Source organism: Hydrogenivirga caldilitoris, from assembly GCF_003664005.1.
Taxonomy (GTDB): domain Bacteria; phylum Aquificota; class Aquificia; order Aquificales; family Aquificaceae; genus Hydrogenivirga; species Hydrogenivirga caldilitoris.
Genome location: NZ_RCCJ01000001.1, coordinates 1,728,786 through 1,753,429, shown reverse-complemented (window position 1 = coordinate 1,753,429; position 24,644 = coordinate 1,728,786). Strand labels below are relative to the sequence as shown.

Sequence of the window (24,644 nt, the reverse complement as noted above, 5' to 3'; positions counted from 1 at the left end):
GGCAGAGGTGAGGGTGCTCTTCCCGTGGTCAACGTGCCCTATTGTCCCTACGTTCACGTGCTCCTTCGTCCTCTCAAATTTCTCCTTAGCCATCTATATCAACCTCCTATCAGGCGCTCTTTCCCGCCATTCGTTCCCCGATAATCTTTTCAGCGATATGCTGAGGAACTTCCTCGTAATGGGAAAATTTCATTATAAAGGTTCCCCTTCCTTGTGTCAAGCTTCTGAGGGTTGTGGCATACCCAAACATCTCCGCAAGAGGCACGTGGGCTTTAACGACTGTTATCACGCCTTTATTCTCCATACCCATTATCTTTCCACGCCTTGAGTTAAGGTCACCTATCACGTCACCCACGTAGTCCTCGGGTGTTTCAACCTCCACTTCCATTATTGGCTCAAGTATTACCGGGTCTGCCTTCTTTGCCGCATCTTTGAAAGCCATAGACCCAGCTATCTGGAAAGCTATCTCCGAGGAGTCAACCTCGTGGTAAGAACCGTCATAGAGCTTCACCTTCACATCTACGACTGGATATCCCGCGAGGACTCCACCTTCCATAGCCTCCTTTATCCCCTTCTCAACTGCGGGGATGAACTCCTTGGGTATAACACCTCCAACTATAGCATTTTCAAAGACAAAGCCCTGACCTCTTTCAAGGGGTTCAATCTCTATAATAGCGTGTCCGTACTGACCTCTACCTCCTGTCTGTCTTATAAACTTACCTTCACCGTTAGCCTTCTTCCTTATGGTCTCTTTATAGGCAACCTGTGGCTTTCCAACGTTTACCTCAATTCCATACTCCCTCTTCATCCTGTCAACCATAATCTCCAGATGTAGCTCACCCATACCGTGTATGAGTGTCTGTCCTGTCTCGGGGTCTGCACTCGCCCTGAAGGTAGGGTCTTCCTTCATGAACTTGTTCAAGACCTGAGACAATTTCTCCTGGTCCTTTTTAGTTTTTGGCTCTATCGCCATTGATATAACAGGGTCAGGGAATTCCAGCTTTTCAAGGATTATGGGGTGCTTTTCATCAGAAAGGGTGTCTCCGGTAGCTGCATCAAGACCGACAACCGCACATATCTCCCCTGCAGATACATCTTGTATCTCTTCCCTCGTATTGGCATGCATAAGGAGCAGTCTTCCAACCCTCTGCTTCTCACCTCTTGTAACGTTGAAAACATAAGAGCCTGCTTTCAGGTTTCCTGAAAACACCCTTATGTAGGTAAGCTGTCCAGCGTAGGGGTCAGACATAACCTTAAAGGCGTAAGCACAGAAAGGTTCATTGTCTAACGGCTTCCTCTCTTCGGTCTCACCGGTGTTGGGGTTAATCCCCTTTATTGGAGGAAGGTCAACAGGCGAGGGAAGATAATCTATAACAGCATCAAGGAGAGGCTGGACTCCCTTATTCTTAAAGGCTGAACCGCACAGGACAGGAACGAGCTGTCTGTTTATGGTTGCCTTCCTCAGAGCTTTCCTCAGTTCCTCAACACCTATCTCCTGACCCTCAAGGTATTTCTCCATAAGGGTGTCATCGGTTTCAACTATGGTTTCAACCATCCTCTCACGCCATTCCTGGGCTTTGTCAACGTAATCCGCAGGTATATCCCTGATCTCATACTTGGCACCGAGGGTCTCCTCAAGCCAGATTATGGCTTTCATATCCATTAGGTCTATGACACCCTCAAAGTTATCTTCAGCCCCAACAGGAATTTGAACAGCTACGGGCTTTATGGTGAGTTTCTCCTCTATCTCCTTAAAAACCCTGTAGAAGTCTGCACCCAATCTGTCAAGTTTGTTTATGAAGGCTACCCTGGGAACGTTGAACCTGTCAGCCCACCTCCAGTTGGCCTCCGACTGGGGTTGCACACCCTCAACGGCGGAGAATATAAAGACTATACCGTCAAGGACCTTCATGGAACGGACAACTTCAACGGAGAAATCAACGTGTCCGGGAGTATCTATTATGTTTATCTGGTGCTTCTCTCCGTTCCTCTGCCAGAAACAGGCTGTTGTAGCCGCTGTTATGGTTATACCCCTCTCCTTCTCCTGCTCCATCCAGTCCATAGTAGCTGCACCTTCGTGCACTTCTCCTATCTTGTAGGTTCTACCCGTATAGTAGAGAATCCTTTCGGTAGTTGTCGTTTTACCGGCGTCAATGTGCGCAACTATTCCTATGTTCCTTAACTTATCTATGGGGACTGCCCTTGCCATAACCTACCTCCTTACCACCTAAAATGAGAAAACACCATGTTCGCCTGAGCCATCTTATGGGTGTCCTCTTTCTTCTTTATCGCTCCACCTTTTCCGTCAAGAACGTCAAGGAGTTCAGCCTTTAGTCTATGAACCATAGTATAGGAGCCTTTTCCCCTGGGTCTGTTCCTGGCGGAATCCACAAGCCATCTTATGGCTAAGCTTATCTGCCTTCTTTCGGGAACCTCAATGGGAACCTGGTAGGTGGCACCACCGACCCTCCTGGGTCTGACTTCCCATTGGGGTTTAAGATTTTCTATAACCTTATGCATGAGCTCCACCGGGGTCATGCCCCTCTCTTGAGCTGCCTCTTCAAGAGCCGTATAAACTATCCATTCTGCAACACTCTTCTTGCCATCTTGCATCACCTTGTTTATCAGCTTCTGTATGAGAACATCCCCGTATTTGGGGTCAGGAGGAGTTTCCCTTAGAGTAACCGGTCCTTTCCTTGGCATCATTTACCTCCCTTCTCTTCCTTTGGCCTCTTAGCTCCATACTTGGAACGGGACTGTCTCCTTCCCTGAACACCAGCTGTGTCAAGGGTCCCCCTTATAACCTTGTACCTGACACCGGGAAGGTCCTTAACCCTTCCACCCCTGACAAGGACTATGGAGTGTTCTTGGAGGTTGTGCCCCTCGCCAGGTATATAAGCTGTTACCTCTATACCGTTTGATAGCCTCACCCTGGTAACCTTCCTCAGGGCGGAGTTGGGTTTTTTAGGAGTGACAGTGTAAACCCTGACGCAGACTCCCCTCTTCTGGGGATTCCCCTCCAAGGCAGGGGACTTGGACCTCTTTTTCCTTCTCTTCCTGCCATGCTTAATGAGCTGGTTAATCGTCGGCATACCGCTTTCCTCCTAAAAAGACGCAATCAACTATTATAGCTCACTCTCCTTCTTCCTTCAATCCTTCCTCTTGAGACTCTGGCTCCTCCTTAAACAGGAGCTTTTGCCCCTCTTCAAGAACTCCTATCTTTGAATACTCATCAACACCTGTCCCAGCAGGTATAAGGTTCCCAACTATGACGTTTTCCTTCAGACCGTAAAGCTCATCGGTCTTACCTTCACAGGCTGCCTCCGTAAGGACCTTTGTGGTTTCCTGGAAGGACGCCGCTGATATCCAGCTCCTCGTTGATAGAGAAGCCCTGGTTATACCAACAAGCACCGGCTCAACTTTTGGCAGTTTCCCACCTTCCTCTTTGATCCTCTGGATTTCTTCCTCCAGTTCCTCCCTATCAATCTCCTCATTGACAAGGAACCTGCTGTCCCCGGGGTCAATTATCCTTCTCTTTCTGAGCATCTGTTTGATTATTATCTCAAAGTGCTTATCGCTTATATCAACACCCTGGAGCTTGTAAACCATTTGGACCTCTTTAAGGAGAAACTTCTGTAGCTCCTCAATCCCTTTAACCTTAAGCATTTCCTCTGGGATGGGTGTTCCATCCGTAAGCGCTTCTCCAGCCTCAACCTCATCTCCATCCTTAACGAGGAGGTGTTTGCCTTTCGGCACGAGATACTCCTTCTCCAGACCAGTTTCCCTGTTGTAGACTATAACCCTAAAGCCCTTGCTACCCTTCATCCTCACCTGCCCATCTATCTCAGAGGTTATGCTCTCAGTTATGCTCTGCCCTTTCTTTATAAACTGTCCGTGTCTAACGAGTATAAGTTCGTCCTTTTTGATGGAATACTTCCTGGTCTCACCCGTAGAAGCGTTGTAGACTATGACCTCATCGGCATCCTCGTATATCTTCACGTAACCGTCTATTTCAGAGATGACTGCCGGGTTTTTAGGCTTACGCGCTTCAAAGAGCTCCTCAACCCTTGGAAGACCACCAACTATGTCTCTAACCTTAGCCATCTCCTTGGGTATCCTTGCAAGGACATCTCCAGGCTTCACCTTCAGGTTCTTAACTACATAATATCTGTGTTGTATGTTTGCATCCTCCGCCTCGGAGCATGTTGGGCATGGATTCCATTCAAGTTCCATTTTTTCAGAAGGTATGTTCAATATGGAGTTTACAGGGAGGTCGTAAGTAAGCTCCTTTCCGTCTTTTGTGATTATGACGACCCTGGGGGTATGGAGCATTGCATCCTTTGGTCTCATAAAGGATATGACGGTAGCGGTTTTTCCTGTCAGAGCGTCTCTTTCTTCCCTCACTGTAACGTCAAGGATTATATCCCTGAGTTCAACCTCACCCTCTTCCTCAGCAATTATGTAAGTATTGAATGGGTCCCACTCGGCAACGGACGTTCCTTCCTTAACTTCCTGGTTCTCCTCAACCAGTATCTTTGCTCCGTAGGGGACTGCATGCCTCTCCACCACTCTTCCTTCCTTATCAACAACTCCTACTGCGCCCTCCCTGGATATGTTTATAAGCTCTCCTTTTCTGTTCTTTATGAGTCTGAGGTTGTAAAACCTTACCTGTCCGGAAGTTTCAACAACGAGAACGTTTTGGATTTTCTGAGCCGTAGCAGCACCACCTATGTGGAAGGTTCTCATAGTCAACTGAGTTCCAGGCTCACCTATGGATTGAGCGGCTATAACCCCAACAGCTTCACCGACCGATACGATTTTCCTCTGAGAGAGGTCCCATCCGTAGCATAGGGCACATATTCCACGCTTAGCTTCACAGGAGAGAGGGGACCTGACCTTGACTTTTTCAATACCACTCTTAGCTATCCTATCGGCGAGCTTCTCATCTATGACATCATTCCTGTTGGCTATAAGCTCACCCGTATACGGGTCTTTTACATCCTCAGCAAGGACTCTTCCAAATATCCTGTCCTTCAGGGGCACCTTCTCCTCACCACCTTCAACGATAGGTTCAACCTCTATTCCCTTTAGGGTTCCGCAGTCATGCTCCGTTATGGTTATGTCTTGGGCAACGTCAACGAGCCTCCTGGTGAGGTATCCTGCAAAGGCGGTTTTGAGAGCCGTATCTGCAAGACCCTTACGTGCGCCGTAGGTTGATATAAAGTACTCAAGAACCGAAAGTCCCTCACGGAAGTTGGATATTATGGGTGTTTCTATAAACTCACCGGAGTGCTTTGCCATAAGACCTCTCATACCTGCAAGCTGACGTATCTGGTCTCTGTTACCTCTCGCTCCTGAGTTTGCCATCATAAATATAGGGTTGAACACACCCGGGTATTTCTTTCCGTTCTCTATCCTCTCCGTCTTCTCTATCTCATCAAACATAGCCTTTGAAATCTGGTTGGTAGCCTCAGACCAGATGTCAATTATCTTGTTGTAACGTTCCTTATTGGTAATTATGTTGCTAACATACTGGTTCCATATCTCATCGGTGGTCTTGAGAGCCTTTTCTATAACGCCTTTCTTAACTTTAGGAATCTGAAGGTCATCAACCCCTATGGATATACCCGCCTTCGTAGCCATTGTAAACCCGAGTTCTTTAACCCTATCAAGGAACTTGACCGTTTCCTCGTTACCAACCTGTATGTAAAGCTCTGTTATCAGTTTGGAAAGGCTCTTCTTATCAAGGGTATGGTTAACGAAAGGCACACCTTCAGGCATTATAGAGTTAAAGAGAACTCTGCCGGGCGTAGTTTCTAAGAGCTTTCCGTCAAGCTTAACTTTGATACCAGCGTGTATATCAACCTTACCTAAGCTCAAAGCTTTCAGAACCTCTTCCCTTGAGGAGAACACCTTACCCTCGCCTTTTCTACCGGGTATGGGATCCTGAGTCATGTAGTAGGTTCCAAGGATCATGTCTTGGGAGGGCATGGTAAGTGGTTTCCCGTGGGCTGGTGAGAGTATATTCTGTGTTGACAGCATAAGTATGTAAGATTCAAGTTGCGCTTCAACACCCAGAGGAACATGAACAGCCATCTGGTCCCCGTCAAAGTCAGCGTTAAACGGAGGACAGACGAGAGGATGAAGCCTTATAGCCTTACCTTCAACCAGAATGGGTTCAAAAGCCTGTATAGAAGGTCTGTGAAGGGTTGGCGCCCTGTTCAGGAGAACAGGATGCTGCTTCACCACCTCCTCAAGGCACTCCCATACTTCCGGTGCCCTCTGCTCAACAAGCTTTTTGGCGTTCCTTATTGAAGTTGCGTATCCTTTCTCCTCCAACCTTCTATAAACAAAGGGTTTAAAAAGTTCAAGAGCCATTATCTTTGGGAGTCCGCACTGGTGCATCTGGAGCTCAGGACCAACGACTATGACGGAACGGCCTGAGTAGTCCACTCTTTTACCCAGCAGGTTCTGTCTGAACCTCCCCTGCTTACCCTTGAGGTAATCTGCCAGGGATTTGAGAGGTCTCCCATTCTGGGTCACAACCCTTCCACGCTTGCCGTTGTCAATGAGGGCATCTACAGCTTCCTGGAGCATCCTCTTTTCGTTTCTTATGATTATCTCCGGAGCATCAAGTTCTATAAGCCTTTTTAGACGGTTGTTTCTATTTATGAGCCTCCTGTAAAGGTCGTTCAGGTCAGAAGTTGCGAACCTTCCACCGTCAAGAGCAACAAGTGGTCTAAGGTCAGGAGGTAGAACGGGAATAACCTCAAGTATCATCCACTCGGGGTTGTTGCCACTCTTTATAAATCCGTCCACAAGCTTAAGAATCCTCAGGTATTTCTTAACCCTCTGTTCGGAAACATCCTTGAGAACGGTGGTCCTTACATCCTCCTTTATCCGCTCAAATATAGGTATGTTCTTCTTGGCTCTAACGTTCTCATAGTAAGTCCTGAGAGCTTCCTTGCCAGTCAGATATTCGTCACCCTTATCTTCTTTAGAGAGCTCTCCTGTCTCAACGTTTAGGTAGAGTTCCTCATTCAGTATGCTGTAAATAGCCTCTTCAAGGGAGAGTCCAAGCTCTTCAAGGTTGGAGAAGAGAACTCCAAACTCGTCAAAGTCCTGTGCTATGGTCTTTATGAGCTTTTCATACAGACTCTTGTAATTGGTTTCAATCTCCTTGCCAAGGTCCTCAAATCCTATGCTGTAGGGTCTTATCAGGGCTTTCAACTTCTTGTAGTATTCATGGAGGTCAAGCTGTGAGAGGACCGTTTTTACTATCTCAGCTCCCATTCCATACTCGTACTTCTCGTCTATAGTGAAGGAGTATTCCTCCTCAAACTCATGCTCTGTAACAACGTGGAGCTTAACCCATTTGGTTGTGGTACCATCGTTCAGGGGTATCGTATCTTCCATCTTAAGGAAAGCTTCTTCCTCTTCCTCAGTTGGATATTCAATAACCAGGTAGGATTCAAAGTAAATCACCCGCTCCACGTCCCTTGAGGTGAGATTCAGAAGCGTTCCTATCTTAGAAGGGGCTGATTTCAGGAACCATATATGGGCAACGGGAGCAGCAAGCTCTATGTGTCCGAACCTCTTTCTCCTCTCGTAGGAGAGGGTTACCTCAACACCGCATCTATCACAGACTGTACCTTCATACCTCTTTCCTCTGTATTTCCCACACAGGCACTCGTAGTCCTTTATCGGTCCGAATATCTTCGCACAGAAGAGACCGTCCTTTTCAGGTTTTAGGGTTCTGTAATTTAGGGTTTCCGGACGCTTGACCTCCCCCATAGACCAACTCCTGATCTCCTCCGGAGAGGCAAGGAGGAGCTTAATTTTTTCAAAGGGGAAAAGACCTCTTCTCTTCTGGTGGTTCATTTTTCTTCCTCCTCTTTCATCTGAATCTGATCACACCCAGTATCCTCACCGTTGACACACCTTACGTCAAGGCCAAGAGCTTTCAGCTCCCTGACCAGAACCCTGAAGGACTCAGGTATGCCCGGTGAATAGGTGTACTTACCTTTCACTATTGATTCGTAAACCTTGCTCCTACCCTCTATATCGTCGGATTTAACCGTAAGCATCTCCTGAAGGGTGTAAGCCGCACCATGAGCTTCAAGAGCCCAAACCTCCATTTCTCCAAGACGCTGTCCACCGAACTGGGCTCTTCCACCGAGGGGCTGCTGAGTAACGAGGGAGTAAGGTCCAGTAGACCTCGCATGCACTTTATCATCAACCATATGAATAAGCTTGAGCATATGCATGTAGCCTACAGTTACCTCAAAATCAAAGGCTTCTCCAGTCCTACCGTCGTAAAGGGTTGTTTTCCCGTTCTCAGGGAGACCTGCCCTCTTAAGGAGCTCTCTTATAGCTTCCTCTTCAGCACCCTCAAAGGCGGGTGTGGCCATAGGTATGCCCTTATGGGCATATTCGCTCATGAGCTCGTTAAACTCCTCGTCCGATAAAGAGTTTAAAAACTCTTCTATAAACTTGGCGTTTTCACCGGTTGGGTCTCCTATGGCGTAGGTTTCTTTAAACCACTTGGTCAACTCCTTTCTGCTGACACCCTGGGAGAGCATCTCACCTATCTTCTTTCCTAGCCCCCTGGCAGCCCAACCCAGGTGGGTTTCAAGTATCTGACCCACGTTCATCCTGGAAGGAACACCGAGAGGGTTAAGAACCACATCTACAGGCGTTCCGTCGGGCAGGAAGGGCATATCTTCAACGGGCAGAACCACAGATATAACACCTTTGTTTCCATGTCTACCGGCCATCTTATCGCCAACTTTTATCTTCCTCTTCTGAGCTATGTAAACCTTGACCAATGTGATAACACCTGGTGGGAGATCGCCTTTTCTGTACAGGGATTTCTTCTTTTCCTCGTATATCTTGTTAAGCATCTGCACCTGTGTCTTCGCCTTATTAACAACGTCCGTTATCTGCCCTATGAGTTTCTTATCTTTGAAGAAGTTGTCCGGCTTTGACACTATGAAGTTTAAGAAAGTATCCAGAAACTTCTCATCTATCTCAGTACCCGCTTTGTAAGTCTTCTTCCTCAGGGTAACATCCTTCTCTATCTTCTTACCAAGAACAAGTCCCCTCAATACCTTATTCCTTCCTTCAACTACTAATCCTTTCCTCTTTTCCAGCTCCTCCTTCAGGGATTCCAGCTCCTCTCTCTCCACTGTATCCGCAAGCATACTCCTCCTTTCACCGGTTCTGCGCGTGAATATTTGGACATCTATAACTACACCCTCAACGCCAGGTGGGCATCTAAGGGAAGAGTCCTTCACATCCTTTGACTTTTCACCGAATATAGCCTGGAGGAGCTTTTCCTCAGGGGTGAGCTGGGTTTCACCCTTTGGTGTAACCTTTCCAACGAGGATGTCACCAGGCTTAACGTAGGTTCCCACCCTGACTATCCCGAGCTCGTCTAGGTGTGCGAGAGCTTTCTCGGGAATTCCTGGTATCTGCCTTGTAATTTCCTCCTCTCCAAGCTTGGTTTCCCTTGCTTCAGCCTGAAGCTCCTCAATGTGTATTGACGTAAATACGTCTTCCTTTACAAGCCTCTCGGATATAACTATCGCATCCTCAAAGTTGTATCCCCTCCATGGCATAAAGGCTACGAGCACATCCTTACCAAGGGCAAGCTCCCCTTTGTATGTGGATTGCCCGTCTGCCACTATGTCACCGGCTTTAACCTCCTGTCCTTTCCTGACCAGAGGTCTCTGATTAACACAGGTGTTCTGGTTGGTTCTCTGGAACTTCTTCAGTTCGTATATGTCTATACCGAAATCAAGAGGGTCTTCAGGATTTATCTCCTCTGGATGCACCCTGACCACTATCCTTGCGCCGTTTACTTCTTCAACTATGCCTCCCCTCTTAGCCGTAACTACAGAGTGAGAATCCCTTGCAACCTTCTTTTCCATTCCGGTTCCTATGAGGGGCGCTTGTGTGAATACCAATGGGACTGCCTGTCTTTGCATGTTTGAGCCCATCAGAGCCCTGTTGGCGTCGTCATGCTCAAGGAACGGTATCAGAGAAGCGGAAACCGATATAACCTGTCTGGGAGATACGTCTATATAGTTAACCTGCTCGGGTTTCACTATCCTTATGTCGTTCTTATGCCTGGCAAGAACCCTCTCACTGAGAATTTTTCCCTTTTCATCGGTTGGAGTGCTTTGGGCTATGACGTAATCCTCCTCCTCGTAGGCAGCGAGATACTCTATCTTGTCGGTAACAACTCCGTCCTCAACCTTCCTGTAAGGAGTTATGAGAAAACCATACTCGTTCACCTGGGAGTAGACGGTCATAGAAGTAACCAGACCTATGTTCTGCCCTTCAGGAGTTTCTATGGGACATATCCTCCCGTAGTGGGAAGGATGAACGTCCCTTATTTCAAACTTGGCACTTTCTCTCGTCAGACCCCCTGGACCCAGCGCCGAAAGCCTCCTCTTATGGGTAAGGGCAGACAGGGGGTTGGCGTTATCAAGATACTGGGAGAGCTGACCACCCTTCAAAAACTCCGTTATGGAGTTGGTTACATACCTTGGATTTATCAGGTCCTGCGGTCTCACGTTAGGGTCCTCAGGGTTTATAACCGCAACCCTATCCCTGAAGACCTTTTCCATTCTAGCTATCCCTGTTCTAACCTGGTTTTCAAGAAGCTCGCCGACAGACCTTATCCTCCTATTTCCAAGGTGGGCTATGTCGTCTTTTCTTTCCCTCCTAAACCTAAGGTCTATCAGATATTTGAGTATATTTATGAGGTCAATAGGAAGTATAAACCTTGCCTCGTCCTCCGTGTAGTCCTTTATCTTAACCTCTTTAACTTTCTTGCTCTTGAATATCTCCTTCAGAATATCTTTGGTTAACCTTGTGCCTTCTTCATAGTCCCCAACGCTTTCTGCGAGAGCAACTGGAGGGAGCTTATCAAGAATATCAACATCCGCAGGCTTGAGAACCTTTGGCAGTTTGTGAACCTTAGCATTTATTTTAACCCTTCCCACCTTGGAAAGGTCGTATCTGGTTATATGCCCAAAAAAGACCTCAAAGTAGGAATGGGCACGCTCAATGAGGTTCTCAATCTCCATAGTCATGGTTTCCACAAGCCTGAGCTTCTTATATATCTCCATATATCCGTAATCTCTAAATGAAAATTCAGATGGAACCTTTACTTGGCTCATCCTATCGGGCTCTCTGGGGGTTGTCTCATTAGCGAGGGTTTCAACAACTATCTTGGCATACGGACTTTTAACCGCATTCTCATTCGGGAGTATGGTAACCGCCTCAACCTTTATCCTTTCATCTTTCAATAGAAGCTCAAGCCCTTCCCACTCCTCAATAAACCTCTCTTCAATAAATTCCTTTTCTTTATCTGAGTCCTCAAGCTTAGCTTTATACCTGAGTACAGCAAAGATGTAATGATGTTCAAGGTCTTCTGGCTTATACTCCTCTCCAGTCTCTGTGTCTATGAGGACCCCATCGGTCACGGTAAGCTTTCTAACACCTTCATAGAAGTTAGAGAGTATCTCATAGGCGGTTTCAAAGCCCCATGCTCGCAGTATAGCTATACCGCTTATCTTCTTTCTATCAACCCTTGCATGGAAAGTATCCGTAGTCCCGGAGAGTTCAAACTCTATCCTGGAACCCTTGTCGGGTATTATACTTGCCCTGTATACTATTCTCGTTATCGTTGCATCTTTCTGTTTCTCTTCCTTTTCTTCAAAGAATACACCCGTTGACCTTATAAGCTGGTTAACGATGACCCTCTCACTCCCGTTTATTATGAAGGAACCCCAATCGGTCATCAGGGGTATCTCGCCGAAGTAAACCTTCTTGGGTGGAGTTTCCCTCTCCCCGTCCTTCGTTTTAACTTTAAGCTTGAACATAACCCTGAGAGGAGCAGAGTAGGTCAACCCCTTTATCCTGCACTCGTCGGGGGTATACTTTTCCTTGTATACTAACTTCCCTCCACACTCTGGGCAGTTAACACCCCAACCAGCAAGGAAATCTGATTCCGGTTTGTATCCACAGGCGTTACACTCCCAATCCCCTATCTCATAACCAAGATACTCCATATGGATATTGCCATCTGGGTCAACAAAAGGAAAGGAGGTTCTGAATATATACTCCAGTCCTATATTCTCTCTATCTTGGGGCGCCTTTTTGAGCTGAATGAAGCTCTCAAAGGAACTTTTTGGTACACTAAGCAAGTAGGGAGGTTCAATGATCTCTTCTCTCCTCCCAAAAAACTTTCTTGGAAGAGCAACATTCTTCATACTTTCCACCCCTTAATGGTTTAATGACAAATTAAATATTTTAACACACTCAAATATAAACGCAGAAAAGGGCATCCCTTTTTGGGACACCCTGCTCTCAGAAGAAGTAACTTGGGCGTAATCCACTATTACTTTAGCTCTACCTCTGCTCCTGCCTCTTCCAGCTTGGCTTTTATCTGCTCAGCTTCTTCCTTAGATACACCTTCCTTTATGGGTTTTGGTGTGTTGTCAACCAGGTCTTTAGCTTCCTTGAGTCCTAAACCGGTGATCTCCCTAACCACCTTGATGACCTGTATCTTGTTCCCGCCGGGAGACTTGAGTATTACGTCAAACTCTGTCTTTTCCTCGGCAGCTGCACCAGGAGCACCAGCAGCAGCACCAGCAGCGGGAGCAGCTGCTACCATGGCGGCAGCAGAAACCCCAAACTCTTCCTCAAGCCTCTTAACAAGCTCAGCCACTTCAAGAACGCTCATGTTCTTGATAGCCTCAACAATTTCGTCAATGGTAAGTGTAGCCATAACCAAACCTCCTTAAGATTTTTGCTCTTCTATAGCTTTCAAAGTTAAAACAAGCTTTTGAGGTACAGCTTTCAACGTCATGGCAAGCTGGGTTATAGGTGCCATTAGCACACCCATAAGCTTTGCCACAAGCTCTTCCCTGCTCGGCAGTTCCGCCAAGGCAACTACGTCCTCGGGAGTCATGTACTTGTTGTCAAGGAGACCGCCTTTTATCCTCTCCCTATACTCCTTATCAAAAACCTCCTTCAGAAACTCTATAAGAGTCTTGGTGGTGGAAACCACATCCCCATAAGCAAAAAGAGCTGCGCTCGGACCCACGAACATGTCCCTGTGGTCAACCAGGGGTGTGTCTTCAAAAGCTCTGTATAAAAGGGTGTTCCTACCCACAACTATTTCACCGTTGAGAGCCCTAACTCTAGCTCTCAGATCGGATAGGGGCAGGGCATCTATACCCTGAAAGTTGAAGAATACTACAAAGCCGTTGGACCTATTAAGTCTCTCCTTATAGGAGGATACAAGCTCTTTCTTCCTTAATAGACTCTTTCTCGCTTCCTCTGCCATAGCTCCTCTCCTTTAAGCTGCAAGCTCCTGCAGCTTCTTCATCGTTTCGGAAATGTCTATTTTAATACCTGGTCCCATAGTTGTTGAAACGGTTATTGACTTCACGTACTGACCTTTCGCTCCAGGGGGTTTTGCTCTAACAACAGCATCTATAGCCGTATATATGTTTTCTACGAGCTTCCCCTTATCAAAGGAGAGTTTCCCTACGGGCATATGAATGTTGCCAGCCTTGTCAACCTTGAATTCTACTCTTCCCCTTTTTGCGTCCTTAATAGCCTGCTCAAGGTTCTTGGTAACAGTCCCGGTCTTGGGATTTGGCATGAGTCCTCTCGGACCCAATATCCTACCGAGTTTGGCAACCTTTGACATTATCTCTGGGGTAGCTATCACCACATCATAGTCAATCCATTCTTCTTTAAGAATCTTGTTAATTAAGTCCTCTCCGCCTACGTAGTCAGCTCCGGCCTCCTCAGCCACCTTTGCGTCTTCACCCTCTGCAAGAACCAGAACTTTTATAGGTTTACCCAGTCCGTGAGGGAGGACAACAGAGCCTCTGACCATCTGATCCGCATACTTGGGGTCAACGTTAAGCCTCATAGCTAACTCAACGGTCTCATCAAAACCCCTCTGGGTTAATTCCGCAGCCTTCTTGAGTATATCCACTGCTTCCTCAACCGTATAGGTCTTATTCCTGTCAAAGAGCTCTAAAGCCTTCAGATATTTCTTCCCTCTCTTCGCCATAGCTCTACTCCTTCCAACCTTCTATTTCAATACCCATGCTTCTTGCTGTACCAGCCACAGTTTTCATGGCAGCCTTTAAGTCATCGGTATTCATATCTTTTAGCTTGGTTTTCGCTATCTCTTCAATTTGCTTTATCGTAACCTTACCCACCTTCTGCCTTTTAGGGTCAGCAGCACCCTTGTCTATACCTGCAGCCTTCTTAAGAAGGTAAGAGACAGGAGGAGTTTTCATTATAAAGGTGAAGCTCCTGTCCTGATAAACGGTTATCACCACCGGAACTACAGTTCCGGGTTCAAAATCTTTACTGGCGGCGTTGAACTGTTTTACAAATTCCATTATGTTCACACCATGTTGACCAAGGGCTGGACCAACAGGTGGTGCAGGAGAAGCCTGCTGTGCCGGCAACATCAACTCTATCTTGCCTACCGCTTTCTTAGCCATTTCTGAGCCTCCTAAATCTTTTCAACCTGGGTGAAGTCAAGCTCAACGGGTGTCAATCTGCCAAATATGCTTATAAGAACTGTGAGCTTTTCTCTCTCAGGATGAACCTCTTCAACCGTACCTGTAAAGTTCATAAAGGGACCCTCTATAACCCTGATCTGGTCACCCTTTTCAAACTCAACCTTCCTGGTCTTAACCCCTTTCTGAACCTGTTCAAGTATCCTGTTGACCTCCTCTTCCTTCAGAGGGACCACCTTTCCTCCAACAAGAACCGGTTTGTATATGTGTGGTGTCTTTTCTATCGCTCTCAAGAGCTTATCATTCATATGAGCCTTTATAAGTATGTATCCGGGAAACATCTTGTTGTCCAGGATTATCTTTGCTTCCGTTCTGTTGTCCTTACATATAAGTTTTTGACCAGGCTTGGATATGGGCGGAGACTGGAGACAATCGTCACCTTCAACGGTTTCAACAACGCTAACCTTCCCATCTGCTATCCTGAATGTAGTAACACCTTTCTTACCAAGGACGCTTATGTCTCTGTTGTTTCCCCTGAGAGAGAGCCTGTACTTTTCCTTACCCTGCGCTCTTATAACTACCCTCTCTTCGGCAGGAACCACAACCTGTTCCACCAGGTCCTTCAAACCTTCAAGCTCAAGGACCTTAAGGAAGTTCTCCTTAGCAGCTACTTCCTTTCCTGCCTCAACCTGAAGAGCATACCACTGTTTTTCTTCCATCAAGCTCCTCTCAACGCAAATATGAGAGACAATATCTTAGTAAAAGCAAGGTCTAAAACCCAAAGATACACTCCTACAACCAAAGAGAATATTATAACACTTATAGTGGCTTTGGTGACGAGTTTCCTGTCGGGCCACGTAACTCTTCTCAGTTCTGACCTTACACCCTGCAAGAAAACCTTTAGCTTTTCCATGGGATTCTTCCATACGGGGCAGGGAGGACTTGAACCCCCAACCGCGGGATTTGGAGTCCCGCGCTCTGCCAATTGAGCTACTGCCCCTTTACTTTACCTCCCTATGTACGGTGTGCTTCCTGCACCATTTGCAGTACTTTCTGAGCTCTAACCTTTCAGGGTGCTTCTGTCTGTTCTTTGTAGTAGTGTAGTTCCTTCTCTTACACTCAGTACAGGCAAGAGTGATAATTTCACGGGCTACAGCCATATCTTAACTCCTTATCAATCCAGAATTTTAGTGACGACACCAGCACCAACGGTCCTTCCACCTTCCCTTATAGCAAACCTAAGCCCCTCTTCCATAGCCACAGGCGCTATAAGCTCTACCTCAAGCTCCACATTGTCACCAGGCATAACCATCTCCACTCCCTCAGGCAACTTCACCACCGTACCTGTCACATCCGCTGTCCTAAAGTAAAACTGGGGCCTGTAGTTGAGGAAAAAGGGTGTATGCCTACCCCCTTCTTCCTTGCTCAGTATGTATACCTGCGCCCTAAACCTCTTGTGGGGCTTCACTGTCCCAGGCTTCGCTAATACCTGCCCCCTCTCTACATCGTCCTTACCCACTCCCCTAAGCAGCACCCCTACGTTGTCCCCAGGTAATGCCTCATCAAGTATCTTCCTAAACATCTCTATTGAAGTTGCCACTGTCTTGAGTGGCTCCTCCCTAAGCCCTACTATCTCCACTTCCTCACCAGGCTTGAGAACCCCTCTCTCTACCCTTCCAGTAACAACTGTTCCCCTTCCTGATATGGTAAACACGTCCTCTATGGGCATCAGGAAGGGTTTATCCATATCCCTCTGTGGTGTCGGTATATACTCGTCCATGGCGTTGAGGAGTTCCTTTATGCCCTCTACCCACTTGCCAGGTGAGTTCTGCTCAAGTTCCTGCAAAGCTCCAAGCGCTGAACCTCTAATAACAGGTACCTCATCACCAGGAAACTCGTACTTGCTAAGTAACTCCCTTACCTCAAGCTCAACAAGCTCCAAGAGCTCTTCATCATCTACCATGTCACACTTGTTCATAAACACTACTATGTAGGGAACGTTAACCTGTCTCGCAAGAAGAACGTGTTCCCTGGTCTGGGGCATGGGTCCGTCTGCTGCTGACACAACAAGTATAGCCCCATCCATCTGGGCTGCACCCGTTATCATGTTCTTGATGTAGTCCGCATGCCCAGGACAGTCAACGTGTGCATAGTGCCTCTTGGCTGTCTCGTACTCAACGTGGGTTATGTTTATGGTTATTCCTCTCTCCTTCTCCTCAGGAGCTTTGTCTATCTCCTCGTACTTAAAGCACTTTGCCTTTCCCCCCTCTACAAGCCCTGCCGCTAACGTGCAGGTTATGGCAGAGGTGAGGGTGCTCTTCCCGTGGTCAACGTGCCCTATTGTCCCTACGTTCACGTGCTCCTTCGTCCTCTCAAATTTCTCCTTAGCCATCTCCGTTCATACCTCCGTATAGGTATTTTGAGCTAACAGAATATAATAAATCCTTTTTATTGAAAATACAAATAGTTTAAGCCCAGGACCGGACTTGAACCGGCGACCTCACCCTTACCAAGGGTGTGCTCTGCCGACTGAGCTACCTGGGCTTTATGGAGCGGGCGACGGGACTCGAACCCGCGACCTGCGGCTTGGAAGGCCGCTGCTCTACCAACTGAGCTACACCCGCTACTGGTGGAGGGGGCAGGATTCGAACCTGCGCAGGGCGGAGCCCGGGGGATTTACAGTCCCCTGCCTTTGGCCGCTCGGCAACCCCTCCTACCAGCTAAAAGCTGGCGGCGGGACTTGAACCCGCGACCACGGGATTACAAATCCCGCGCTCTGCCGACTGAGCTACGCCAGCAGACACAAAGGATAATTTTAATTTAAGGCTCAGACTCCGTCAAGGTTTATACTAGTAATTTAATAAATACCGCTGAGGGGACGATTTATCTGGCATGGACCTTAGTGTATACAGAAGGGCTATCCTAGACCGGGAAGGCAACTTATTTGCCTATGAGTTTTATGTTGAACCTTTATACGAAAGTGAGCTCCCTAAAGAAATACTTGAGAATAAACTGGCTATTATAAGCATACGAACATTGGCAGAGTACGGATTGGACAGGGTAGGAGAGGGGAAGAAGGTTTTTATAACTTTACCAATAGACACGCTTCTTGTAAAAGCCTTTGAACTTTTGAACCCCAGGCTTACGGGTTTCAAATTGTACCCTGCTACCGTGGGTCTCGGAAAAGTAGTGTATACACATGCGGTAGAGAGCATTGAGAGGCTTCGTAGTGAGGAAGCTACAATTGCGGTTCACTATTCTCTCTTAAAGCAGCACTTAGACATAATAAAACTCGCAGACATGATAGAGTTTGATGCGAAGACGGCAGAGATAAAGGATATATCTCAGATAGAGAACATCGGGAAAAAAGTATTTGTGAGCGGTGTTGATTCTAAGGAGCTTTACGACAGGTTCATTGCTTTTGCTGATTACATTGAGGGAGATTATGTAAGCCCTCCCGAGGAACTCAAGCAGATAAAGCTTGCTCCCTTCCTGAAGAGCACCCTTTTAAGACTTCTTGTCCTGATGAACACAGCTCAAACTCCAAAGGAGTTCGCAAAGGTTATAGAAACCGATGTGGGCTTGAGTGCAAAATTCCTTCGCTTTATAAACTCAGCCTTCTTCGCCCTGAGAAAGAAAATCAGCAGTATTGAACAGGCAGCGGTTTACTTTGGGTTGAAAAATATAAAGAACTTTATAATTGTCCTTGCAATAAATGACTACGCCACAGTTAAAGACCCAGAGTTGTGGAGAAAGGCTCTCGTGAGGGCAAAAGTAATGGAAGAACTTGCAAAGAGCATAATGCCCGACCACACAAGTGAAGCATACCTCGTTGGACTGTTCTCTCTCATAGACCGAATCCTTGATGTAAACATACCCGAATTTCTCATGGAAGTTAACGTTGACGACTTAATAATCTCAGCGTTCCTTGATAAAGGGAGTAAGATGGCAAAGCTTCTAAGCATGGCTTCAGTTATAGAGGAGATGGAGCAGGAGATTAAGAAAGCTAAAACAGCCGAAGGATTAAAATTCCTGAAGAGCGTGTCAGAACATACTGGGCTCAAACCCGAAGAGATTCTGGATATAGCGAACAGAAGTTACATAATGGCTGATACAGTTATACACCTTTAATCTTAAAGTTTTCACTCTTGAGCATATCTATCAGGCTGTCCAGTGTCACCGGAGGAGAAAAGTAGAACCCTTGAGCTTCATCGCACTGCCAGAGTTTAAGGAAAATCAGTTGCTCCTCAGTTTCAACGCCCTCAGCGGTAGCCCTGAGACCGAGGTTATGGGCTATGGCTATTATAGTGGTGGCTATGGCAACATCGTTAGGGTCAGATATTACATCACCTATAAAAGACCTGTCTATCTTTAACTTATCCACCGGAAAGTACTTCAGATAGTTAAGGGAGGAATAACTTGTCCCAAAGTCATCTATGGCTATAGATATACCCAATTTTTTAAGCTCCCTGAGAATATCTGCAGCCTGTTGCTTGTTCTTCATCAAAACGCTTTCAGTTATTTCCATCTCAAGGTACTCGGGGCTAAAACCCGTCTCGTTGAGAATATCCTTGAGCCTTTGGAGGAAATTCTCCGAAGAAAGCTGCTTAGCTGATATATTCACAGCAATCTTAAGAGGAAAACCCTCCTCAACCAGCCTCTTTCCATCTTCGCAGGCTTTCTTTAATACCCAATACCCCAATGGGATTATAAGGTCCGTATCCTCAACCACTGGCATAAACCTGCCAGGGAGTATAACCCCCCTATCGGGATGGTGCCAGCGAATAAGAGCTTCTACTCCTACGATACTGTTTGTATGAAGTTCAAATTGAGGTTGATAGTACAGGGCGAATTCTTCCTTTTCTAAGGCGTCTCTAAGCTCAGCTTGAAGGGTAAAACGCTCACTCACCTTAAGGTTGAGCTCATTGGTAAAGAACTTGTAAGAGCTCTTCCCAAGTTCCTTCGCATGGTGCATAGCTATATCCGCATTCCTAAGCAGAGTCTGGGGATCATTGCCATCTATTGGGTATATACTTATACCTGCCGTAACGGTTATATATATCTTCTGCTTCTCTATGAAAAAGGGTGTTGAAACACTGTCTACAAAACCGGCTACAAGGTCCTCAATAAAATCAACACTTGGCACCGTATCCAAGACAACTACAAACTCATCGCTCCCAAAACGGGCAACCATAGTGTTCTTTGGGAAGTAAGAGGTTAGCCTCTGAGCGAACGCCTTAAGGAGGTTATCTCCTACGTCATGTCCCAGGGTATCGTTTATGAGCTTAAAGTTATCTATATCAATGAATATAACGGCAAGTCTTTTTCTCTCCTCCCTTGCATGAAAGATCAGCTGTGATATGTGTTCGTAAAGTAAAGCCCTGTTGGGAAGTCCTGTTAGGGAATCATAGTAGGCAAGTGAACGGAGGTTAGCTTCAAGGCTTCTCTTATCGGTAGTGTCTAAAAATATAACCACGTAGTTATCCTCGTCAGCCCTAACTATGGTTGCTTCTGTGGAGAAGGGTCTTCCACCTCTATGCACGCCCCAGACCTCCCCCTTCCACAAACCCTCCGATAAAAGAATATCCATGACCTCTTGAAAGGAGGGGTAACCCTCCCATTTAAGGTCAAGCTCCGATAGTTTTGTCCCGTACACACCCTCAAGCTTTAGACCGGTTATGTCCAAGAAAGCCTCGTTAGCACTCTTTATCCTCCCTTCCTTGTCAACTATCACAACTCCTTCATTCATATACTTTAGAACCTTTGACATTAAAAAAAGTTTTTCCTTAAGTTTCTTTATCTGCCTCTTTAGCTCATCTTCTTTACACATGCCTATCAAGTTTAGATTATCGGCAGCTGGTCTGGAGCTTTAACTTATAATTCTTTTCAATGTCTTACCTTCTCCTTGAGGTATTCAGAAACAGGCTCTCCTCCATAGCTGAGGAGATGGGATTAGTCCTCCAAAGAACCGCCTTCTCGCCGAACATAAAGGAGAGAAAAGACCTCTCCTGTGCAGTTTTTGACCGTAAAGGCAAGCTCGTTGCTCAGGCTGAACATATACCGGTTCACCTTGGCTCAATGTCTATGTCTGTAAGGAAGGCAATTGATACAATTCCGATGGAAGAAGGGGACATGGTGATTCTAAACGACCCATACAGGGGCGGGACTCACCTTCCGGACATCACTTTGGTAGCTCCGGTCTTTTACAGGGGTGAACTCAGGTTCTATGTGGCAAATAGGGCACATCACGCCGATATAGGTGGTATGTCTTCTGGTTCAATGCCTCTATCAAACTCCTTATTTCAAGAAGGCTTGATAATTCCCCCCGTAAAGCTTGTGGAGAAAGGGGAAATAAAGAAGGATATATTGTCCATAATAACTGCAAACGTCAGAACACCCGAGGAGAGGATCGGTGACCTAAGCTCCCAGATAATGGCAAACAGGGTAGGTATTGAGAGGGCTGTAAGCCTGCTGGACACTTACGGAGAGGAAACGGAAAGGTTGTGTGAAGAGCTGCTCGCTTATTCAGAAAAACTTATGCGTAAAGCGATAGAGAGAATCCCCGATGGGAGTTACGAGTTTGAAGACTATTTGGAAGATGACGGATACGGAACAAAGGACATAGCTATAAGGGTTAGATTAAAGGTGCAGGGTGGTGAGGTCAGTGTTGATTTCTCGGAGAGCGATCCCCAGACCCAAGGACCCATGAACGCCGTCAAAGCCATAACTCTATCTGCAACCTACTATGCTTTCAGGTGCCTACTTCCCGAGGACGCTCCCACCAATGATGGATGTTTTGCACCTATAGAGGTTATAACCAAAAGAGGTACTATCCTGGATGCTAACTTTCCTGCGGCGGTTGCTGGAGGGAACGTGGAAACCTCCCAGAGAATAGTAGACGTAGTCCTGGGAGCCCTGGCAAAAGCGCTACCAGAATATGTACCAGCAGCCAGCCAGGGAACCATGAACAACGTTGCCATAGGCGGTGTTGACCCAAGGACAGGGAAAAGCTTCACCTACTATGAGACTATAGGAGGTGGAATGGGAGCCTGGTACGGTGGGAATGGGGAGAGCGCAGTCCACTCCCACATGACCAACACTATGAACACCCCGGTAGAAGCTATGGAACACTCTTTTCCCTTTATAGTGAGGGAGTATTCTGTGAGAAGAAACTCAGGAGGAGATGGACTTAGAAGAGGAGGAGATGGAATAGTGAGGGAGATAGAGTTTCTTTCAGAAGTTGAAGTTACCGTCCTTTCGGAGAGGAGGAGAACTCCCCCTTACGGTTTGTTTGGTGGACAGCCCGGTATGGTAGGGAAGAACACCGTTATAAAAGGCGGAAAGAGAGAGTCTATGTCCGGCAAGTTTTCAATTAGGCTCAAGAAAGGTGACGGGCTGAGGATAGAGACACCAGGAGGAGGTGGATATGCTTAGAATAGGAGTTCTGGTGTCTGGTAGGGGATCAAACCTTCAGGCAATAATTGACAGTATAGAGGAAGGTAAGCTTAATGCAAGTATAGAGCTTGTAATATCAGATAACCCTAAAGCCCTCGCCCTAGAGAGGTGCAAAAAACACAACTTAAAGAGTGAAATTGTTGAGAGGAAGAATTTCTCCTCAAAAGAGGACTTTGAGAAGGCTATCGCTTCAAAGCTCAAAGATAAAGGGGTGGAACTGGTAGTGCTCGCAGGATTTATGAGGATTCTGTCAAATACATTCCTCAGCCACTTCCCCAATAGGGTTATAAATATTCACCCCTCCCTAATCCCAGCCTTCCAGGGACTCAACGCTCAAAGGCAGGCTATAGAGTTCGGAGCAAAATTCTCTGGATGTACAGTTCACGTTGTGGATGAAAGTGTTGATGGTGGACCGGTTATAGTTCAAGCTGTTGTACCAGTTCTTCCAGAGGATAACGAGGAAACTCTCTCCAGGAGGATACTCAGTTACGAACACAGGGTACTTCCTCAAGCGATTCAGTGGTTTTCAGAAGGACGCGTAAGCATGAAGGGGAGGCTCCTGGTAATTGAAGGAGCGAAGTACGGCTCCCTTCCTGTAAATCCAGAACTTGAGAAATTTTGAAAGGGATATAATTTTTATCTGGTCATGGTTGAGATAATCGTAGCACCCAACGCGGGCTTCTGTTTTGGGGTAAAGAGGGCTGTTAAACTCGCAGAAGAAAGCTCCCATCTCGTAAAGAATAGAAAGAGAGTTTTTACCCTAGGTCCGATAATCCATAATCCTCAGGAAGTAGGAAGGTTAAAAAGTATAGGGATAAAACCCCTTGAAAATGAAGAGTTGCAAGAGGGTGACGCGATAATAATCCGTTCGCATGGAATACCTCCAGAAAAGGAAAGGGAGTTAAAGGAAAAAGGGTTAAGAGTTATAGATGCTACCTGCCCATACGTTAAAGCTGTTCATGAAGCCGTATGTAAACTTTCCCAAGAAGGATACTTTATAGTTCTCGTAGGGGAAAAGAACCACCCTGAGGTTATAGGTACCTTAGGCTACCTCAAAGAATGCAACGGCAAAGGTATAGTTGTAGAAAGCATGGACGACCTACAGGAGGCTTTCAGACACGAAAAGGTTGGGGTCGTTTCCCAGACTACTCAAAGTGAAAGGTTTTTCAAAGAGGTCGTAGGAGAGCTCTCCCTTTGGGTTAAAGAGCTTAAGGTTATAAACACTATATGCAACGCTACTTCGGTGCGACAGGAGGACGTATACACCCTCGCCCCTGAGGTTGATGTGATGATAATTATAGGTGGCAAAAACAGTGGAAATACGAGAAGGCTCTACAGTATAGCAAAGTCCCTGAACGAACGCACCTATCATATAGAGACCTCAGAGGAGCTTAACCCATCATGGTTTGAAGGTGTAAAAAGAGTCGGGATAACCGCCGGAGCTTCAACCCCAGGATGGATAATAGAAGAGGTTAGGAGTAAAATAAAGGAAATATGCAAAGAGCACTCATACTGCTAATAGGCTTGTTCTCCCTCGTTTTTGGTGGCAGTCTTTACGACCTGTTGATCAAAGAGCAGATAAGCAGCATACCAAAAGATAAGGCAATAGTTGTAGGGAAAGGGGATAAGGAGCTCATAGCAGTTATAAACCCAGACTGTCCCCACTGTAGAGCCGAGTGGAAAGAGCTTCGCAAACATCTGGACAAATTGAAGGTATACATATTTGTGTTCCCCTTCAAGACCTGGGGGGAGGAGAATCTAAAAAAGTCTTATTACATCGCCTGCTCAGAAGACAAACTCAAAGCTATTGATGAGGTTATGTTGGGAAAACTGGACGGTAAGGCTCTGAATGTAAGTAAATGCGACCTGATTGAGGAACATCTTAAGGTTGTTGACAGACTGGGAGTAAACGGTGTTCCCTACAATATAATTCCTGAGAAGAACAAAATAATTGAAGGCTTTTCACAGAACCTCCTCAATGAGCTTGGGATCAAGGGTGAGTAAAAAACAGTCAGGGGAACAGACAAAGAGAAGCATAATCCTCACAGCAAAGAAACTCTTCGTAGAGAAAGGGTACTTCAACACCAGCATGAGAGACATAGCAAAAGAAGCCGGAGTCAGTACAGGAGCTTTATACCATCACTTTGAAAGCAAGGAGGAGATAGCGGGTGAGATATACAGGGAAACTGTAGAAAAGATAAAAGAAAGACTTGAAAAGGCTCTCCGTGAAGGGGAAGGAGCAAGAGAGAAGATAAAAGGTGTGATAAGAGAGCTTCTTATACTTGCGGAGGAGGACAGGTACACGATGGAGTATGCTCTCTACGTCAAACACAGGGAAATTTTAGATGTTCCTGTTTGTTCTGCAGAGCCGATGGACCTTCTCAAGAAATTCTGTAGAGAAGAGATAGATAAGGGGAGAATACGAGCTATTGACCCAGAGCTCTGCGCCGTATGTATAACCGCTGCTCCTGTTCGTCTCATGCAACTTAAGTGGGACGGTGTCATAAAGGAACCGTTAACCTCATACGCTGATAGCCTTGGGGAATGCGTATGGAGGTCCCTCTCTCCTTAAGTTTTTAAAAAAGTTCTTGACATACCGAACGTTCGGTATTATCCTAAATAAGG

General features: G+C 46.4%; 21 protein-coding genes and 5 tRNA genes. 6 read left to right on the top strand and 20 right to left on the bottom strand.

Translation table 11 applies throughout. The annotated features are described in order from the left end of the window. The 19 genes from BCF55_RS09635 to BCF55_RS09545 all read right to left on the bottom strand — a co-directional run. The coding region (locus BCF55_RS09635; protein WP_211322898.1) for a GTP-binding protein at positions 1-93 on the bottom strand (93 nt) is incomplete at its 3' end. Positions 94-109: 16 nt separating this feature from the next. Beyond that, positions 110-2,209 carry an elongation factor G gene (gene fusA, locus BCF55_RS09630; RefSeq protein ID WP_121013104.1) on the bottom strand — a complete coding sequence of 700 codons (2,100 nt, stop codon included), beginning with the start codon at positions 2,207-2,209 and terminating at the stop codon, positions 110-112. 11 nt (positions 2,210-2,220) lie between these two features. Continuing rightward, a complete protein-coding gene (gene rpsG, locus BCF55_RS09625; protein ID WP_121013103.1) occupies positions 2,221-2,703 on the bottom strand; it encodes a 30S ribosomal protein S7 in 483 nt (160 codons plus the stop codon). Next, positions 2,703-3,092 carry a 30S ribosomal protein S12 gene (rpsL, locus tag BCF55_RS09620; RefSeq protein ID WP_121013102.1) on the bottom strand — a complete coding sequence of 130 codons (390 nt, stop codon included), beginning with the start codon at positions 3,090-3,092 and terminating at the stop codon, positions 2,703-2,705. The genes rpsG and rpsL overlap by 1 nt, the downstream gene beginning before the upstream one ends. 40 nt (positions 3,093-3,132) lie before the next feature. Then, a complete protein-coding gene (gene rpoC / locus BCF55_RS09615; protein ID WP_121013101.1) occupies positions 3,133-7,881 on the bottom strand; it encodes a DNA-directed RNA polymerase subunit beta' in 4,749 nt (1,582 codons plus the stop codon). Next, complete coding sequence (gene rpoB, locus BCF55_RS09610) at positions 7,878-12,284, bottom strand: DNA-directed RNA polymerase subunit beta (RefSeq protein WP_121013100.1); 4,407 nt, start codon at positions 12,282-12,284, stop codon at positions 7,878-7,880. The genes rpoC and rpoB overlap by 4 nt, the downstream gene beginning before the upstream one ends. Before the next feature lie 128 nt (positions 12,285-12,412). Beyond that, positions 12,413-12,802, bottom strand: coding sequence for a 50S ribosomal protein L7/L12 (gene rplL, locus BCF55_RS09605; protein WP_121013099.1), 390 nt, complete (start codon positions 12,800-12,802; stop codon positions 12,413-12,415). A gap of 12 nt (positions 12,803-12,814) precedes the next feature. Beyond that, positions 12,815-13,363, bottom strand: coding sequence for a 50S ribosomal protein L10 (gene rplJ, locus BCF55_RS09600; RefSeq protein WP_121013098.1), 549 nt, complete (start codon positions 13,361-13,363; stop codon positions 12,815-12,817). Positions 13,364-13,375: 12 nt separating this feature from the next. After that, on the bottom strand, positions 13,376-14,104 hold the full coding sequence (gene rplA, locus BCF55_RS09595) for a 50S ribosomal protein L1 (RefSeq protein ID WP_121013097.1): 729 nt from the start codon (positions 14,102-14,104) through the stop codon (positions 13,376-13,378). A gap of 4 nt (positions 14,105-14,108) precedes the next feature. Then, on the bottom strand, positions 14,109-14,546 hold the full coding sequence (rplK, locus tag BCF55_RS09590) for a 50S ribosomal protein L11 (RefSeq protein WP_121013096.1): 438 nt from the start codon (positions 14,544-14,546) through the stop codon (positions 14,109-14,111). Between the two features lie 11 nt (positions 14,547-14,557). Continuing rightward, positions 14,558-15,283, bottom strand: coding sequence for a transcription termination/antitermination protein NusG (nusG, locus tag BCF55_RS09585; RefSeq protein ID WP_121013095.1), 726 nt, complete (start codon positions 15,281-15,283; stop codon positions 14,558-14,560). Continuing rightward, positions 15,283-15,477, bottom strand: a complete 195-nt coding sequence (secE, locus tag BCF55_RS09580; protein WP_121013094.1) for a preprotein translocase subunit SecE — start codon at positions 15,475-15,477, stop codon at positions 15,283-15,285. The genes nusG and secE overlap by 1 nt, the downstream gene beginning before the upstream one ends. A gap of 14 nt (positions 15,478-15,491) precedes the next feature. Further along, positions 15,492-15,564: transfer RNA gene (locus BCF55_RS09575), tRNA-Trp, on the bottom strand. A 1-nt stretch (position 15,565) separates the two neighbouring features. Further along, complete coding sequence (gene rpmG / locus BCF55_RS09570; protein ID WP_121013093.1) at positions 15,566-15,724, bottom strand: 50S ribosomal protein L33; 159 nt, start codon at positions 15,722-15,724, stop codon at positions 15,566-15,568. Positions 15,725-15,738: 14 nt separating this feature from the next. Continuing rightward, the gene (gene tuf, locus BCF55_RS09565) at positions 15,739-16,956 is read right to left on the bottom strand and encodes an elongation factor Tu (RefSeq protein WP_121013092.1); all 1,218 of its coding nucleotides are present in this window, start codon (positions 16,954-16,956) and stop codon (positions 15,739-15,741) included. A gap of 79 nt (positions 16,957-17,035) precedes the next feature. Then, positions 17,036-17,108 (bottom strand) — tRNA-Thr (locus tag BCF55_RS09560). Positions 17,109-17,112: 4 nt separating this feature from the next. Then, positions 17,113-17,188: transfer RNA gene (locus BCF55_RS09555), tRNA-Gly, on the bottom strand. A gap of 3 nt (positions 17,189-17,191) precedes the next feature. Then, positions 17,192-17,278 (bottom strand) — tRNA-Tyr (locus tag BCF55_RS09550). 11 nt (positions 17,279-17,289) lie between these two features. Then, a tRNA-Thr gene (locus BCF55_RS09545) sits at positions 17,290-17,362 on the bottom strand. 94 nt (positions 17,363-17,456) lie between these two features. Between BCF55_RS09545 and BCF55_RS09540 the strand changes: the two genes are divergently transcribed. Then, the gene (locus tag BCF55_RS09540; protein ID WP_121013091.1) at positions 17,457-18,695 is read left to right on the top strand and encodes an EAL and HDOD domain-containing protein; all 1,239 of its coding nucleotides are present in this window, start codon (positions 17,457-17,459) and stop codon (positions 18,693-18,695) included. On the opposite strand, the gene BCF55_RS09535 is transcribed toward BCF55_RS09540, so the two are convergent. Then, entirely contained in the window at positions 18,682-20,394 is a 1,713-nt protein-coding gene (locus BCF55_RS09535; RefSeq protein WP_121013090.1) for an EAL domain-containing protein, read from the bottom strand. The genes BCF55_RS09540 and BCF55_RS09535 overlap by 14 nt on opposite strands. Positions 20,395-20,453: 59 nt before the next feature. Here BCF55_RS09535 and BCF55_RS09530 point away from each other — a divergent pair, with 59 nt between their 5' ends. Genes BCF55_RS09530 through BCF55_RS09510 form a run of 5 tightly spaced genes read left to right on the top strand, consistent with a single transcriptional unit; the run spans position 20,454 to position 24,591 of the window. Beyond that, the gene (locus BCF55_RS09530) at positions 20,454-21,998 is read left to right on the top strand and encodes a hydantoinase B/oxoprolinase family protein (protein WP_121013089.1); all 1,545 of its coding nucleotides are present in this window, start codon (positions 20,454-20,456) and stop codon (positions 21,996-21,998) included. After that, on the top strand, positions 21,991-22,641 hold the full coding sequence (gene purN, locus BCF55_RS09525) for a phosphoribosylglycinamide formyltransferase (RefSeq protein WP_121013088.1): 651 nt from the start codon (positions 21,991-21,993) through the stop codon (positions 22,639-22,641). Before BCF55_RS09530 ends, purN begins: the two co-directional genes overlap by 8 nt. A 24-nt stretch (positions 22,642-22,665) precedes the next feature. Continuing rightward, positions 22,666-23,538, top strand: a complete 873-nt coding sequence (gene ispH / locus BCF55_RS09520) for a 4-hydroxy-3-methylbut-2-enyl diphosphate reductase (RefSeq protein WP_121013087.1) — start codon at positions 22,666-22,668, stop codon at positions 23,536-23,538. Then, positions 23,514-24,023, top strand: a complete 510-nt coding sequence (locus tag BCF55_RS09515; protein ID WP_121013086.1) for a thioredoxin fold domain-containing protein — start codon at positions 23,514-23,516, stop codon at positions 24,021-24,023. The genes ispH and BCF55_RS09515 overlap by 25 nt, the downstream gene beginning before the upstream one ends. Beyond that, on the top strand, positions 24,016-24,591 hold the full coding sequence (locus BCF55_RS09510) for a TetR/AcrR family transcriptional regulator (RefSeq protein WP_121013197.1): 576 nt from the start codon (positions 24,016-24,018) through the stop codon (positions 24,589-24,591). The genes BCF55_RS09515 and BCF55_RS09510 overlap by 8 nt, the downstream gene beginning before the upstream one ends. The last annotated feature ends 53 nt before the right edge of the window (positions 24,592-24,644 follow it).

Excerpts from the sequence above, each read along its gene's own strand:
- fusA (WP_121013104.1), bottom strand. The coding sequence starts at position 2,209 with ATGGCAAGGGCAGTCCCCATAGATAAGTTAAGGAACATAGGAATAGTT.
- rpsG (WP_121013103.1), bottom strand. The coding sequence starts at position 2,703 with ATGCCAAGGAAAGGACCGGTTACTCTAAGGGAAACTCCTCCTGACCCC.
- rpsL (WP_121013102.1), bottom strand. The coding sequence starts at position 3,092 with ATGCCGACGATTAACCAGCTCATTAAGCATGGCAGGAAGAGAAGGAAA.
- rpoC (WP_121013101.1), bottom strand. The coding sequence starts at position 7,881 with ATGAACCACCAGAAGAGAAGAGGTCTTTTCCCCTTTGAAAAAATTAAG.
- rpoB (WP_121013100.1), bottom strand. The coding sequence starts at position 12,284 with ATGAAGAATGTTGCTCTTCCAAGAAAGTTTTTTGGGAGGAGAGAAGAG.
- rplL (WP_121013099.1), bottom strand. The coding sequence starts at position 12,802 with ATGGCTACACTTACCATTGACGAAATTGTTGAGGCTATCAAGAACATG.
- rplJ (WP_121013098.1), bottom strand. The coding sequence starts at position 13,363 with ATGGCAGAGGAAGCGAGAAAGAGTCTATTAAGGAAGAAAGAGCTTGTA.
- rplA (WP_121013097.1), bottom strand. The coding sequence starts at position 14,104 with ATGGCGAAGAGAGGGAAGAAATATCTGAAGGCTTTAGAGCTCTTTGAC.
- rplK (WP_121013096.1), bottom strand. The coding sequence starts at position 14,546 with ATGGCTAAGAAAGCGGTAGGCAAGATAGAGTTGATGTTGCCGGCACAG.
- nusG (WP_121013095.1), bottom strand. The coding sequence starts at position 15,283 with ATGGAAGAAAAACAGTGGTATGCTCTTCAGGTTGAGGCAGGAAAGGAA.
- secE (WP_121013094.1), bottom strand. The coding sequence starts at position 15,477 with ATGGAAAAGCTAAAGGTTTTCTTGCAGGGTGTAAGGTCAGAACTGAGA.
- rpmG (WP_121013093.1), bottom strand. The coding sequence starts at position 15,724 with ATGGCTGTAGCCCGTGAAATTATCACTCTTGCCTGTACTGAGTGTAAG.
- tuf (WP_121013092.1), bottom strand. The coding sequence starts at position 16,956 with ATGGCTAAGGAGAAATTTGAGAGGACGAAGGAGCACGTGAACGTAGGG.
- BCF55_RS09540 (WP_121013091.1), top strand. The coding sequence starts at position 17,457 with ATGGACCTTAGTGTATACAGAAGGGCTATCCTAGACCGGGAAGGCAAC.
- BCF55_RS09535 (WP_121013090.1), bottom strand. The coding sequence starts at position 20,394 with ATGTGTAAAGAAGATGAGCTAAAGAGGCAGATAAAGAAACTTAAGGAA.
- BCF55_RS09530 (WP_121013089.1), top strand. The coding sequence starts at position 20,454 with ATGTCTTACCTTCTCCTTGAGGTATTCAGAAACAGGCTCTCCTCCATA.
- purN (WP_121013088.1), top strand. The coding sequence starts at position 21,991 with ATGCTTAGAATAGGAGTTCTGGTGTCTGGTAGGGGATCAAACCTTCAG.
- ispH (WP_121013087.1), top strand. The coding sequence starts at position 22,666 with ATGGTTGAGATAATCGTAGCACCCAACGCGGGCTTCTGTTTTGGGGTA.
- BCF55_RS09515 (WP_121013086.1), top strand. The coding sequence starts at position 23,514 with ATGCAAAGAGCACTCATACTGCTAATAGGCTTGTTCTCCCTCGTTTTT.